The organism is Methylobacterium sp. A52T (assembly GCF_053346095.1).
Window position 1 is genome coordinate 65060 of sequence record NZ_JBKFBI010000008.1, and the last position, 14687, is coordinate 79746.

Sequence of the window (14687 nt, forward strand, 5' to 3'; positions counted from 1 at the left end):
CTTCTGTCCTTGACCCTGGGCCGGATGAACTGAACCGGCGAGAGACTCTTGAGGTGGCACGGTGCCCGGCGAGCCCGCAATCCGAAGCCATGCCGCGGCATGGCGTTTCCGCGCCGGCGTGGCCCGTCTGCAACGGTCCCGCGTCTGCGGCCTAGCCTCCGGAATAGGCGGGCAATCGCGGCGACGATATGTCCAAATCCTTTCCAGGACGTGGCGACGGCGACGCGCGCTCAGGTTGTCCCCGCGTTGCATCACCATCCCATGCCGGCGAAAATGCGCTACAGGCCTGTTCCGCACCCTACCCGACCGGAGCCGGACGCACCGACCATGCCCGCAGACCCGACCCCGTCGCTCTACGCGACCGGCCGCACGATCCGCCGCCTGCGGGCGGAGATCGAGGCCGCGACGGGCCTCGCCTTCGGTCCGGCGCGCCCCGGCGCCGTCGGCGCGACCTGGGGCGCGGGGAGCCTCGCCGGGCGCCTGCTGGCGCTGACGGGGCGGCGCCGGCTCGTGGTCGCGCCCGGGCCGCTCCTGAGCCCCTACGACTCGCCGGAGGCCGGCTTCGCCTCCCTGCGGATCACCCTCGACGGGGCGCCCCTCGGCGGGGAGGGCGGCGTCCATTATCTCGACCCCTGGACCGGGGCGCCGATCGACCGCGCGACCTGCGCCGAGCGGGTGGCATGGCTCGCCGGGCGCTTCGCCGAGAACGACCGGCGGGTGATCTATGTCGGGATGTCGCGCTGGAAGCGGCACGCCCTCGACGTCCTGGGCGCGGGCCCCGCCGGCCGGCCGATCCACACCATGACCACCGAGGCCGCCATCGCCGCCGGGCAGCGCCACGGCGGCCGCCTCCTCGCCTGGGCGACGCGGGCCCCCGGCCAGCTCGAGGAGGCCTGCGCGCGGGCCGGCCTGCCGCTGGCCCGGGTGGAGGACGGGTTCCTGCGCTCCGTGGGGCTCGGCGCCAGCCTGCAGCCCGGCGCCTCCATCGTGGTGGACGACCTCGGCATCTACTACGACCCGCGCCGTGAGAGCCGCCTGCAGCGGCTGCTCGCCGAGGCCGACTTCACCCCGGACCTCGTCGCCCGGGCGCGGCGCCTGCGCGAGGAGGTCGTGGCGCGCCGGCTCAGCAAGTACAATGTCGGCCTCGACGCCGCCGCGCTCGACTGGCCGGCGGGCCGGCGGATCGTCCTCGTGCCCGGCCAGGTGGAGGACGACGCCTCGGTGCGCCACGGCTCGCCGCTGGTCCGCTCGAACTGGGCGCTGCTGGAAGCGGCGCGGCGGCGCAACCCGGACGCGTTCCTGCTCTACAAGCCGCATCCCGACGTGGAGGCCGGCTTCCGGCCCGGCCTCATCCCGGAGGCGGAGGCCCTGACCCTGGCCGACCGGATCGTGGCCGGCATCAGCATCGTCGACCTCCTCGACCGGGTCCATCACGTCGAGACCATGACGTCGCTGGCCGGGTTCGAGGCCCTGATCCGCGGCCTCACCGTGGCGACCCACGGCCGGCCGTTCTACTCCGGCTGGGGCCTGTCGGAGGATCTCGCGCCGGGCGCCGACCGCGGCCGCCGGCTGAGCCTCGACGAGCTGGTGGCCGGCGCCATGATCCTCTACGCGCGCTACCTCGACCCGGTGGCGATGAAGCCGTGCACGCCGGAACAGCTCCTCGACCGCCTCAGCGCGGCCCGGGCGGCGGCGCCGCGCAACGCCCTCTCCCTCGGCCGGACGGCCCATCTGGTGATGCGCGCCCGCTACGGCCTCCTCAATCCCGTCGTGCGGGTCCTGCGCAGCCGGCGCGGCGTCGGCCGCGAGGCCGGCGGCGGGCCGCGCTAGGGCGGCCCGCGCGGCGCGAATCCGGTTCCGCGAGACCCTGATGTGACACCAAAGCGATAGCGCGCGCTGCTAGAGTCCGCCCGCAGCCGCCCGTCCCCGGGGCAGATTCCGATCATTCCGGATCAGGAACGGCCCGTAACGCCTTGCTCCCGCGCGCTGTTTCCCGCCGGACCGGATCCCGGCGGCGAGCAGGCCCGCCCCACGCCGAGTGTCCGTGTCTTGACGACGTTCCTCATCGCCACCGGTCTCGCACTCGCCGTGTGCCTCGCCCTGGAGGTGTTCGCGGGCGACTCGATCACCCGGGCGAGCCTCGCGCCCCGGGATCTCGGCCTGCGGCTGCTCGGCTACCTGCTGATCCTGCTGTTCTGGTTCGAGTTCTCCTGGCGGCCCTGGCTCGCCGGGCTCACCTGCGTGATCACCGTGGCGATCCTGATCGTCGTCAGCCGCGCGAAGCGCTCGGTGATCGGCGAGCCGCTGCTGTTCAGCGATTTCGCCCTGCTACCGCAGGTGCCGCGCCACCCGCAGCTCTACTACATCCCGCCCCTGTGGGACCCGCGCATCGCCGTGCCGGTCCTGCTCACCGCGGCGTTCACCGCCCTGTGGTACTGGATCGAGCCGAGCGTGCTGCCCGCCGCGACCGTGCCGCGGGTGCTGGCGATGCTCGGCCTCCCGCTCGCGCTCTGTCTGCTGGTCAAGGTCGCCCCGCGCCCGCCGCTCGCCCGGCTGATCGCCCGCTGGTTCCCCGAGCCCGACCTGGAGGCCGACGTGACCCGGGTCGGCCTCCCGGCGAGCCTCCTGGGCTACACCGCCCGCGCGATGGCGGGCGGCGTGCCGGTGCCCACGGCGCCGGCGCTGCCGGAGGGCCCGGGCGACGACGTCGTCGTGGTGATCCAGCTCGAATCCTTCGTCGATCCGGAGCGGCTCGGCGGCGCGAAACTGCCGGCGATGGACCTGTTCCGAACCCGGGCCGCGCAGTACGGGCGCCTGCGGGTTCCGGCGCACGGCGCCTACACGATGCGCAGCGAGCACGCGGTGCTCACCGGCCGGCCGTCCGAGAGCCTCGGCTTCGGCCGCTACGACCCCTACACGTCCCGCAGCGGCGACGAGCCGACGAGCCTCGCCCGACTGGCCGGGAGTCGGGGCTACGGGACCCTGTTCCTGCACCCGTTCCACCGCGACTTCTTCCGCCGGGCGCGGGTGATGGAGGCGTTCGGCTTCGCCGATCTCGTGATGGGCGAGGCGTTCGCGGAGGCGCCGCGCGTCGGGCCCTATGTCGGGGACGTCGCCCTCGGCGCGCGCCTCCTCGCGGAAGTCCGGGCCCGGCGCGCGCCGCTGTTCCTGTTCTGCGTGACCATGGAGAACCACGGCCCCTGGAAGCCCGGGCGGCTGCCGGGCATCGACGATCCGCAGGCGCAGTACCTCCATCACGTCGCCAATACCGGGCGGATGGTCGAGGATCTCGTCGCGGGCCTGGACGCCGTCGCCCGCGAGCGCGGCCAGACCATCACGCTCTGCGTGTTCGGCGACCACGCACCGTCGCTGCCGAGTTGCAAGCCGGGCTTCGGCGGGCGGACGACCGAGTACGCCCTGTTCCGCTTCGGCCGCCCGCAGGCGGTCCCGCGCCGCGCCGACATCGCCGCCGACGAGCTCGGTCGCGCGCTGCGCGGGGCCCTCGCGACCGCGCCTGCGGACATCGCCGCGGGGACATGATACGGTTAAGCTTGCGCGGCATAAGCGTGGCCGTGCCACGCTGGTGACGCATTGCCCGCGGATAGCGCGACCGTCCGCGCGGTGACCGCCGCTCCGGCGCGGCCGTTAAAGCGATCGCAGCGTTTGGCGGTCAAACTGGGTGTCCCGGCCCGGGCCAGCGATGGCGCGAGCCCGGCGAGGAGAAATCTTTGTGATGCTGCGTAAGACGGCGTGCACCGCCCTGATGGCCGCCCTGGCGGCTGGATCTGCCGGCGGCTGCACGTACCTGCCCGCGGCGGGTCCGACGGCGAGCGCGATCCAGGCCGGGTCTGAAGTGGCCACGGCCGACGGCGGCCTGCTCGCCCGCTACGAGATCATCGACGTCACCCCCTCCGTGGTCGAGGCCCTGCGCGGCCGTCCCCTCGACAGCCTGCTCGCCTCCTTCGGCGATCACCGCCCCTCCTCCGAGCCGGTCATCGGCATCGGCGACATGGTCTCGGTCTCCATCTGGGAAGCCGGGTCCGGCGGCCTGTTCTCCGGACCCCTCGTCGCCGACCGCTTCTCCGCCGGATCCAAGTCCGCCCTCATCCCCGAGCAGCCCGTCGGGCGCGACGGCGCCATCTCGGTGCCCTATGCCGGCCGCATCAAGGTCGCCGGCCGCCGCACCCAGGACGTCCAGGCGCTCATCGAGAACGAGCTCGCCGGCAAGGCCATCCAGCCGCAGGTGCTGGTCTCGGTCACCCGCCCGATCTCCCAGGCCGTCACCGTCACCGGCGAGGGCGCCGCCGGCGCCCGCCTGCCGCTCTCCGGCCACGGCGACCGCATCCTCGACGTCATCGCCGCCGCCGGCGGCAACCGCGCGCCGGTCAACGAGACCTTCGTGCGGCTCTCGCGCGGGCCGGTGACCGCGACCGTGCCGCTGACCACGGTGGTGTCGAACCCGCGTGAGAACATCTACCTGCGGCCCAACGACGTGCTGACGCTGGTGCGCGACCCGCAGACCTTCATCGCGGTGGGCGCGCTGGGCAACAGCACCGAGCTGCCGTTCCAGGCCGACGGGATCACGCTGGCGCAGGCGCTGGCCAAGGCGCGCGGCCTGTCGGACTTCGCCGCCGACCCGGCCGGGACGTTCATCTTCCGGTTCGAGCCCGCCAGCGTCGTGCGCCGGCTCAGCCCCGGCTCGAAGCTGCTCGGCACGCCTCTGGTGCCGGTGGTCTACCGGATCGACATGCGCGACCCCAACAGCCTGTTCGTGTCCCAGGCGTTCCGCATGCGCAACCGCGACCTGATCTACGTGTCGAACGCGCCCTTCACCGAGGTCCAGAAGGTCCTCACCGCCTTCAACGGTGTCACCGGACCGGCCTCGTCGGCCGCCCTGGCCTATTCCTACGCCAAGTGAATAGCCGCCCGGCGACGGGGGCGCTCGCCCCCGTCACTGGAACGGTGCCGGGATCGCGCCGCGTCGCTCCCGTCGACGCGCGCGTCCGATTGCGGCTGCGGAACTTGGTCGCTCGAACGCCGAAGGGCGCGCGGATCTCAACCGCGCGCCCTTCGGGTTCATAGGTCTCTCGGAGAATTGGGGCCCCCGGCCCCGGCCGGGCTCAGACCCGCTTGGCCAGCAGTTGCTCGATCAGCGAGCCGCCCTTGTCGATGGCGGCCAGTTCCTCCGCCACCGCGTTCACGGTGTCGCGGATCTGGTCGGGGGTGTGCTCGGAGGTGAGGAAGAAGCGGAGGCGCGAGGCCCGCTCCGGCACGGCCGGGTGGATGATCGGCTGCACGTTGATGCCCCGGCGGAACAGCCGGTCCGACAGCGTCACCGCCTTCAGCGAGTCGCCGACGATGATCGGCACGACCGCGAGGCCGAGGCTGAAGCCGGTGTCGAGGCCGAGCTTCTTGGCGGTGGCCAGGAACAGGGTGCCGTTCTGGCGCAGGCGCTCGACCCGCTCCGGCTCGGCATGCATCACCGCGAGGGCCGCCTCGGCGGCGGCCGCGAGCGGCGGCGACATGCCGACGCTGTACACGAAGCCGCCGGCGGTGTGCTTCAGATACTCGATCAGCGCGATCGGGCCGCAGATGTACCCGCCGCAGGTGGACAGCGTCTTCGACAGCGTACCCATCCAGATGTCGACCTCGCGGGGGTCGACACCGCAATGCTCGAACAGGCCGGCGCCGGTGCGGCCGGTGACGCCGAGGCCGTGCGCCTCGTCGACCATCAGCCACGCGTCGTAGCGCTTCTTGAGGGCCACGAGCCCGGCCAGGTCCGGCGCATCGCCGTCCATGCTGTAGAGGCCCTCGACCACGATCAGAGCCCGGCGATGCTCGTGGCGGGTCGACTGGAGCAGGGTCTCCAGGGCGTCGAGGTCGTTATGCGCGAAGGAGCGCCGCTGGGCACCCGACAGCTGGGCACCGGTGACGATGCTGTTGTGGGACAGCGCGTCGTGGAAGATCACGTCGCCGGCTTCCAGCAGGGCGCCGATGGTCGTGACATTGGTGGCGTGGCCGCTCACCATCACCACGCACCCCTCGGACTGGTAGTGCTTGGCCAGCGCCTGCTCGAGGCTGATATGCCCCGGCCGCTCGCCCGCGACCACGCGGCTCGCCGAGGCCGAAGTGCCGTAGGCCTCGATCGCCTCCCGAGCCGCGTTGCTCACCCGCGGATGGCCGTTGAGGCCGAGGTAATCGTAGGACGAGAAGTTCGTGAAGCTCTTCTGGTCGATCCGCGTCGTGGCCCCGGCCTTGGCGTCGTGGACGCGGAAGAACGGGTTGCCAAGACCGATCAGGTCGGCCGCCTGGCGCTGGAGCTTCAGCTCGCGGTAGCCCGGCAGGTTCTCGAAGTTCTGCGCCGCCGACTTGCCGGCGGGAGAGGCCGTCTTGACGGGGGCCGGGCGCGGCGTCGCGCGCCCGAGCCGGTTGGTCACGAAGCCGGCGAGCGCCGCGCGCCCACCGTCCGGCCGTGCCGTGTCGGTCATGAGTTGGTCTCTTTGATCTCGCTGGACGTCTGCTCGATGAGTTCCTTGAGAGGCGCGAGGATCTGCGCATCGACCTCACCGCCGACATGCTTCGAGACGAGGCTCATCGCGACGCCGGCCGTCTCGTCCATGGGCGCGGAAACCGCCTGAATTAAGGACTCCGACAGCTCATTGACGGTCATGCCCGACGAAAGTCCGGCGGGCGGCGCGTCGAGGGCGAAGCGCTCCTGCAGGCTGGCGCCGAGCTCGACGCCCATCAGCGAGTCGAGGCCGATCTCCGAGAGCTGGCGCACGCGGCTGATGTCGTCCTTCGGCAACCGCAGGATGCGGGCGATGTCCTCGACGATCGCGTCCGACACGGTCTTGCGGACCGCGTCGAGGTCGCCGCCCTTGAGCAGCGACGCGATGTTGATCGCCTGGACGCCGCCGGCCTCGGCCTGCTGGTCCGAGCCGAGTTCGGCGTAGCTCGGCGAGCGCATGGTGGCGAGACGCTCGCGCGCCTTGCCCCAGTGCATCGCCGCGATGGCGATGACCGCCTCGTCGGGGGACGTGCCCTGGCTGCCCAGCGCCTCGGCCATCAGGTCGAGGCAGCGGCGGGCCTCCATCGGCGTGACGCCGACGCGGCCGGCGAGGCCTTCCATGACCGCCTTGTTGCGGGCCAGCATGCCGACGTCGCCGATGGCGCCCCAGGCCACGGCCAGCGCGGGCAGGCCGCGGCGGCGGCGCTGGCGCGCCAGACCTTCCATGAAGCCGTTGGCGGCCACGTAGGAGCCCTGGCCCGGGTTGCCGATAAAGGTCGTCGCCGAGGAGAACAGGACGAAGTAGCCGAGGCTCCGGTCGCGGGTCGCGGCGTCGAGGTGCTGGGCGCCGATCACCTTGGGGCCGATCACCGCGTCGAGCGCCGCGGCGTCGATGTTGGAGATCAGGCCGTCCTGGAGAACCGCCGCGGCGTGCAGCACGCCGGCCAGCTTCCTGCCGCCCTGCTCGATCCCGGCGATGAGCCGGTCCACCGAGGCGCGGCTCGTGATGTCGACGGCCTTGGCCTCGACGGTCACGCCCCGCGCGGTGAGCTCCGCGACGATGGCCTTGGCCTCGTCGGATGCCGCGCCTTTGCGGCCGGCGAGCACGAGGTGCTTGGCACCCCGGTCGATCAGCCAGCGCGCCGCCTCCAGGCCGAAGCCGCCGAGGCCGCCGGTCAGCAGGTGGACGCCCTCGGCCGAGACCGCGAACGGCCGGGCCGTGTCCTTCATGATCGTGCCGGCCTTGGGCGGGCTGATCACGATCTTCCCGATGTGGCCGGACTGCTGCATCAGCCGGAACGCGTCCGAAGTCTCGGCCGCCGTGAACGGCTGGTACGGCAGGGGCTTGAGGCCGCCGTCGTTGAACAGGGCCATGACCTCGCGGAACATCCGCGCGCCGTCGTCGCCCTGGTGCTGGATCACCTGGTCGAGGTCGACGCCGAAGTAGCTGAGGTTCCGCCGGAACGGGCGCAGGCCGATATGGGTGTTGGCGACGTAGTCGCGCTTGCCCAGCTCGACGAAGCGGCCGAACGGCCGGAGCGCGTTGAGCGAGCGCTCCATCGCCTCGCCGAACAGGCTGTTCAGCACGATGTCGACGCCGTCGCCGGTGATCGCCCGGACCTCGTCCACGAAGGCCAGGGAGCGGGAATCGAGCACGTGCTCGGCGCCCAGCGCCTTCACGAGCGCCCGCTTCTCGCGGGAGCCCGCCGTCGCGATGACCCGCGCGCCCTTGAGCTTGGCGATCTGCAGGGCGGCGAGGCCGACACCGCCCGCACCGCCGTGGACCAGCACCCACTCGCCGCGCCGCATCCGGGCGCAGGAGACGAGGCCGTAATAGGCGGTGAGGAAGGCCACCGGCACGGTGGCGGCCGCCATCGGGTCGAGGCCGTGCGGCATCGGCGCGACGACGAGGTCCGGCACCACGATGTGCGTGGCGAAGCCCGACTGCGCGAAGGCGACGACCGGGTCACCGACCTTGAAGCCCTTCACGCCCGGGCCGACGGCCGTGACGCGGCCGGCGCACTCGAGGCCGAGGCGGGGGCCGGCGAAGCCGTCCTCCAGGATCTCCTCGGGGAGCATCGAGAGCGCCCAGAGAACGTCGCGGAAGTTGAGGCCGGTGGCCTCGACCGCGATCTCCATCTCGCCCTTGCCGGGAGCGCGGCGCTCGGCCGGACCCCAGACCATCTCGCTCAAGCCGCCGGTGTTGCTGCGCTCGAGCCGCGCGGCCTCGGCCGGGACGGCGTCGGCCGGATCCCGGTGCTGCGGCCGGCCGGCATGGAAGCGCACGACCTGGGTCCGCTCGTCGTCCAGCACGATCTCGGTCTCCGGGGTGCCGGAGAGGATGAGGTCGCGCAGGCGCTCGGAGGCGCGCTTCGACGACATCTCGGGGGAGAGGTCGATGCGGCGGACGTCGAGGTTCGGGGCCTCGTTGGCGAGCGTGCGGGAGAAGGCCCACACGCCGGCCTCGATGTTGGTGGTCTGGCCGCCGCGGTCGCGGGTCGCGCCCGGCGCCACGACCCAGAGCTTGGTCTGGCGGGATCCCAGGTGCTCGGTGCAGCGCTTCAGGCTGAGGCAGCGGTCGCGCAGCCGCTCGGACGCCTCGCCGCCGCGGGTGAAGGCGCCAGCCAGGAACACCACCGTGTCGGGGGTCTCCTTCTCCAGCTCCATCAGGGAGGTCTCGGAGTCGAGGATGATCGAGACGTGCACCCCGCCCGCGACCAGCAGGGTCGCCAGGGAGGAGGCGGTCTCGGCCGCGAACTCGTCGTCCGAGCCGATGATGAAGGCGAAGCTCTGCGCCGGGGCCGGGCCCGGGCGCACCGGCGCCTCGGCCGTCAGCAGCAGGTCGTCGCCGTTGGCGGAGGCGGCCCGCTCGACCTCGACCTTGACCAGGCCGTGGGCGCTCAGGATGCGCTGCCAGCCCTCGATGTCCTCGAGCCGGCCCACGGGCAGGCCGCCCGCGGCCTCCTCGAACCAGCCGGCCGTCAGGCCGAACACGAGGTCGCGGAACAGGGAGGCACCCGGCTCCACGGCCACCAGCAGGCCGCCGGTGGCGAGCGCCCCGGCGAGCTGGCCCGGCAGGGCCCGGTCGCCGCGATGCAGGCTGCCCGACGCCAGGATCAGGTCGAAGCTGCCGGGCGCGAGCTCCTCGGCGGTCTCGACCACGGCGGCGGCGCGTCCGAGCGACAGGCGGGCGCGCTCGGCGAGCCGGCGGTCGGTCTCGAAGACGGTGAGCCGGGCCTCGGCGGCGGCCGCGAAGGTCGCGGTCTGGGCCGAGAGCGGGCCGAAGCCGACCTGCAGGACCCGCAGCGCCCGCTCCTTCGGGAGCTGGACACGGCTTCGCTCGATCAGGCCGGCGACCACGTCGGCGCCGTGGCGCGCGGTTGCCGAGCGCAGCACGAAGGCGTCGATCGCCCCCTGCGGCAGGGCCGGCGCGTCGGTCAGCGTACCGGCGAGCAGCCGGTCGACCAGGGCGCCGACGTCGGCGATCAGCACCAGCTCGGCCGAGAGGTCCGGGTGGTCGCCGGCGATCCAGCGCATGATCTCGTCGGGCGCCGGCAGGGCGGAGCCGTCGCCCAGCGTCCAGTTCTGGCCGGCGCGCTCGGCGAGCCCGCTGCTCTCCAGGGCGTAGAGGGCGTTCAGCAGCCAGGGGCGCAGGGCCTCCGGCACGCGGCTGTCGGAGACCGAGACGGTCTCGCCCTGCGCCAGCCCGGAGGCGAGGCGGTAGGCGAGCGAGGTCGCCCAGCCCTCCAGCAGGAGGTGGCCCGGCGACAGAGCGGCGTCGGACGGCCCCTTCGACTCGGCGGCGAGCGGGCGCAGCCGCGCGGCCACGCTCGGGCGGCGCTCCATCGGGATCGCGGTCGGCTCGGTGGCGAGTTCCGGCACCTGCGAGATCGCGAAGGCCGAGAGGTCGCCGCCGCCCTTGGCGCGCAGGGCCTGGAACCGGCCCTCGCGGATCGTCGCGATGACCGCGCCCTCGGCGTCCAGCAGCGTGAAGTCCGCCAGGATCGAGCGCTCGTTGCAGCGGCGGGTGCGGATGATCGAGCGGGCGATCACCGCGCCGGGGCGCAGCATCCGGACCTCGCCGAAGCGCACCGGGATGTAGGCCTTGCCGCCGTTCTCGCCGAGCAGGTCGGCGAACAGCAGGATCAGCCCGTGGAAGCAGGCGTCGAGCCGGTTCGGCACCAGGCCGTAGCGGCCGTCGGGCTCGGCCGGCAGCAGGTCCGAGACGATCGTGGCGTCGTCGAGCCGCGCGCTCATCGCCACCTGCTGGAAGCTCGGGCCGAAGCCGAGCCCGGAGGCGAGGGCCTTGGCGTAGAGCGCGTCGCCGGTGAGGACGTGGTCGCCCGCCGTCTCGAAGCTGAAGCCGTCGAGATCCGGGACCTTCGGGGCGGAGAAGGTGCCCTCGACGATCTTGGCCTGGGCGTGGAGCTGCCAGGGGGTCTGGGTCAGCCGGGGCCGGCTCAGCACCTGGATGCCGTTGCCGGAGCCCGACAGCCGCACCGCGACCTCGCGCAGGGCGTCCTCGGCGAAGACCATCGGCGCCACGATCTCGAAGTCGGCCAGCACGACCTCGTCGTCGCGCAGGGCCTCGCGGACGCAGGCCAGCGCCATCTCGACGAAGCCGGCGCCCGGCATGATCACTTGGCCGTCGACCTTGTGATCCTCCAGCTCCGGCACGGTCACCGGGTCGACGAAGCCGTTCCATTCCAGCCCGTCGAAGGTCGTGCGCGACCCGATCAGCGGGTGGTAGGGGCGGGGGCTCATCGCCCCGACGCCCTCGGTGGTATCGGCGAGGCGGAACGGGCGGCGCTGCCACGGGTAGGAGGGCAGGCGGACGTCGCCCTTCGGCGCGTCGCCGAACAGCAGCGTCTCGTCGACCTGCGCGCCCTGGACGAGGGCGGCGCTGACCGCCTTGGCGATCGGGTCGCCGCCGGAGGCCTTGCGGTGCATCACGCCGACCGTGGCGGTCTCGATGCCCAGCGGCTCGACCGCGTCACCGACATGCGACATGAGGGTGGCGCGCGGGCCGATTTCGACGAACACGCGGGCGCCGCGGCGGGTGGCGTCCTGCACGGCCTCGCAGAAACGCACCGGCTCGCGGATGTTGCGCCACCAGTAGCCGGCGCCGAAATTCTCGCCGCCCAGCACCGAGCCGGTCACGGTCGAGACCATCGCGGTGGTGCCGGTGCGCGCCTTGAGGCCCGTGAGATCCCGCAGCAGCGGCTTCTCGGTCGGGTCCATCAGCCGTCCGTGGAAGGCGTAGGCGAGGTCGAGCTTGCGGCCGCGACGGCGCTTGCGCGACAGGGCCTTGATGGCGGCGTCGATGTCGGCCACCGGCCCGGCGACCGTGACGGCCTTGGGGCTGTTGTAGGCGGCGATGTCGAGGGTCGGGTAATCCTTGAGGAAGGTCTCGACCTCCTCGGACGGCATCAGCAGCACCGCCATGGTGCCCTGGCCGTGCGTCGTCTCCTGGTGGTGGCTGCGGTAGTAGATGACCCGGACCGCGTCCTCCAGGCTGAGGATCCCGGCGGCCTCGGCGGCCGCGATCTCGCCCACGGAGTGGCCGAGCACGTAGGACGGGATCAGACCCTTCGCCTTGAGCGCGGCCGTCGAGGCGCTCTCGATGGCGAAGATCAGCGGCTGCGAGACGCTGGTCAGCGCGAGGCGCTCGTCGAGGTCGTCGGCGTAGAGCGCGTCCTTCAGCGACCAGTCCGAGTAGGCCCGGAACAGGGTGTCGATCCGGTCGAAGGTCGCGCGGAAGGTCGCGTTCTCCTCGTAGGCCTCGCGGCCCATGCCGGCCCACTGGCTGCCGTTGCCGGAATAGATGAAGGCCACCTCGGCGACGCGGTCGACCGCGGTGCCGGTGAAGGCGTCCTGCGTGTCCTCGCCTTCGCCGACGGCGCGGAGCGCGGCGGCGACGTCGGTCTTGCCGTCCAGGGTGACGGCGAGGCGGGCGGGCATGCGCTCGCGGCGGTGCGCCACCGCGGCCGCCACCGTCGCGGCCTGCTCGGGGGCGGCCTCGAGGCGCTCGGCGTAGTCGAGGGCGAGCTCGTTCAGCGCCGCCCGGCTCTGGGCCGAGAGCAGCAGCACCTGGGCCTGGGGCTCCGCGGTCGCCGCGGCGGGCTTCGACCAAGCCGGGGCGTCGGTGATGACGACGTGGGCGTTGGTGCCGCCGAAGCCGAAGGAATTGACGCCGGCGAAGCGCTCGCGGCCGTTGCGGCCGATCTTCAGCGGCGCCCGCACGACGTCCAGGTTGAGCTCGCCGAACGGGATCTCGGGATTGAGCTCGGCCGCGTGCAGCGACGGCGGCACGAGATCGTGCTCGAGCGCCAGCGTCGCCTTCATCAGGCCCGCGAGGCCGGAGACCGGCTCGGTGTGGCCGATATTGGTCTTGATCGATCCGATCGGCAGCGGCGCCTGCCGGCCGCGGCCGAGCTTCGAGCCGATGGCCGAGGCCTCGATCGGGTCGCCCACCGGCGTGCCGGTGCCGTGCGCCTCCATGAAGGCGAGATCGTCGAGGCGGATCTCGGCCTCGCGGTAGACCTTCTCGAGAAGGGCGCCCTGGGCGTAGCCCGAGGGGAGGGAGATGCCAGTGGTCCGGCCGTCGGAGTTGATGCCGGAGGCGGCGACCACGGCGCGCACGGTGGCGCCGTTGCGCCGCGCGGCCTCGGCCGACTGCAGCACGAACACCACGCCGCCCTCCGAGCGCACGTAGCCGTCGGCGTTCTTGGAGAACGCCTGACACAGGCCGGTGCGCGAGAGCATCTGCGCGGTGGAGAAGCAGATGAAGTTGAACGGGCTCGCCAGGACGTTGACGCCGGCGACGACCGCGGTGTCCACGCGGCCGGACCGGATCGCCTGCACGGCGTTGTCGAAGGCCACCAGCGAGGACGAGCAGGCCGTGTCGACCGTGAAGCTCGGGCCCTTCAGGTCGAAGATGTAGGAGATGCGGTTCGAGATGATCGAGAGCGTGTTGCCGGTGGCCGCGTAGGCGTCGCCCGACGGCGCGTCGAGGATGCGCAGGTTGCCGTAATCGAGGGACGAGGCGCCGACGAACACGCCGATATTGCTGCCGGCCACGCTCGACGGGCGCAGACCCGCGTCCTCGAGGGCTTCCCAGGTCAGCTCGAGCAGCATCCGCTGCTGCGGATCCATCTGCTCGGCCTCGCGGGGCGAGATGCCGAAGACCGACGGGTCGAACGACCAGACGTCGTCGATGACACCGGCCGCCCAGGTGTAGCTCTTGCCGCGCTCGTGGGCGCGCGGATGGGCGAACCGCTCCAGGGAGAACCGGTCGGCCGGCACCTTGCTGACGGCGCAGCGCCCTTCGGACAGGAGTGACCAGAGCCCATCCACGCTGGGGGCCCCGGGCAGTCGGCATGCGCGTCCGACGATCGCAATGTCTGTACGTTGTGTCACGTTCGGTTCGCACACGCTCGTTATCGGAAGTCGGCTCGGCTCTCGACGAGTGAGTACCCTCTCACCCCTTACTGTGGCACCATTGCGGTGTCCAACCAGCCCTAACGCGAGGTCATCCCCGCGTGGCAAAATTGCCAGAGGCTGTGACATGTATTCATCAGAAGCTTATCCAATTCCTACGGTCAAAACGCCAAGTTTGAACCGCCGGACCGGCTGCCGAGACGCGGGCTCGATCACGAGAAAGCCACAGTTGCGCCTCCGCGGACGCCGCCCGTCTAGCGGCATCGATGCCGATTCCGGAAGAAATCTTCGCGATAGCGCGCAGGTCCCGCACAGGAATCCGGGCTCGAACGCTGGCGCGGTGATGATCAAGACCCGATCCCGGCGACGCTCTCCTTGGTTCGTCCGACGCCGCAATAGGTGAAACCGTGGCGCGCGGCGCTCACGGGGTCGTAGATGTTGCGCAGGTCGATCAGCACGGGGGCCGCTCCGCCGGACGACATGGCCTGGCACAGCCGGTCGAGGTCGAGGGCCCGGAACGCGTTCCACTCGGTGACGATCACCACCGCGTCGGCGCCCTCGGCGCAGGCGTAGGCGTTCTCGGCGTAATCCACAGCCGGCATCAGGATCCGGGCCTGCTCCATGCCCTCGGGGTCGTAGGCGCGGACCACGGCGCCGGCGTCCTGCAGGCCCGCCACGATCGCCAGCGAAGGCGCGTCGCGCATGTCGTCGGTGTTGGGCTTGAAGGTCAGGCCGAGGA

General features: G+C 72.3%; 6 protein-coding genes. 3 read left to right on the forward strand and 3 right to left on the reverse strand.

The window, feature by feature from the left end:
• Positions 1–327 precede the first annotated feature (327 nt).
• The 3 genes from ACLBYE_RS03990 (at position 328) to ACLBYE_RS04000 (ending at position 4918) form a co-directional block, all read left to right on the forward strand.
• Positions 328–1830 carry a capsular polysaccharide export protein, LipB/KpsS family gene (locus ACLBYE_RS03990; RefSeq protein ID WP_447693126.1) on the forward strand — a complete coding sequence of 501 codons (1503 nt, stop codon included), beginning with the start codon at positions 328–330 and terminating at the stop codon, positions 1828–1830.
• A gap of 219 nt (positions 1831–2049) precedes the next feature.
• Positions 2050–3540, forward strand: coding sequence for an LTA synthase family protein (locus ACLBYE_RS03995; protein WP_447693127.1), 1491 nt, complete (start codon positions 2050–2052; stop codon positions 3538–3540).
• Positions 3541–3733: 193 nt separating this feature from the next.
• Positions 3734–4918 (forward strand): polysaccharide biosynthesis/export family protein, encoded by a 1185-nt coding sequence (locus ACLBYE_RS04000; protein WP_447693128.1) that lies wholly within the window; start codon positions 3734–3736, stop codon positions 4916–4918.
• Positions 4919–5120: 202 nt separating this feature from the next.
• Here the strand turns inward: ACLBYE_RS04000 and ACLBYE_RS04005 are convergent, their stop codons facing one another.
• From ACLBYE_RS04005 to ACLBYE_RS04015, 3 genes are all read right to left on the reverse strand, one after another.
• A complete protein-coding gene (locus tag ACLBYE_RS04005) occupies positions 5121–6488 on the reverse strand; it encodes an aminotransferase class I/II-fold pyridoxal phosphate-dependent enzyme (RefSeq protein WP_447693129.1) in 1368 nt (455 codons plus the stop codon).
• Positions 6485–13927 carry an SDR family NAD(P)-dependent oxidoreductase gene (locus ACLBYE_RS04010; RefSeq protein WP_447693130.1) on the reverse strand — a complete coding sequence of 2481 codons (7443 nt, stop codon included), beginning with the start codon at positions 13925–13927 and terminating at the stop codon, positions 6485–6487. The genes ACLBYE_RS04005 and ACLBYE_RS04010 overlap by 4 nt, the downstream gene beginning before the upstream one ends.
• Positions 13928–14295: 368 nt before the next feature.
• Positions 14296–14687, reverse strand: a 392-nt coding sequence (locus tag ACLBYE_RS04015) for a UDP binding domain-containing protein (protein ID WP_447693131.1), incomplete at its 5' end; no start/stop codon positions are given.

Bases quoted from the DNA above. Each gene is read 5' to 3' on its own strand.
- ACLBYE_RS03990 (WP_447693126.1), top strand. From the start codon at position 328: ATGCCCGCAGACCCGACCCCGTCGCTCTACGCGACCGGCCGCACGATC.
- ACLBYE_RS04000 (WP_447693128.1), top strand. From the start codon at position 3,734: ATGCTGCGTAAGACGGCGTGCACCGCCCTGATGGCCGCCCTGGCGGCT.
- ACLBYE_RS04005 (WP_447693129.1), bottom strand. From the start codon at position 6,488: ATGACCGACACGGCACGGCCGGACGGTGGGCGCGCGGCGCTCGCCGGC.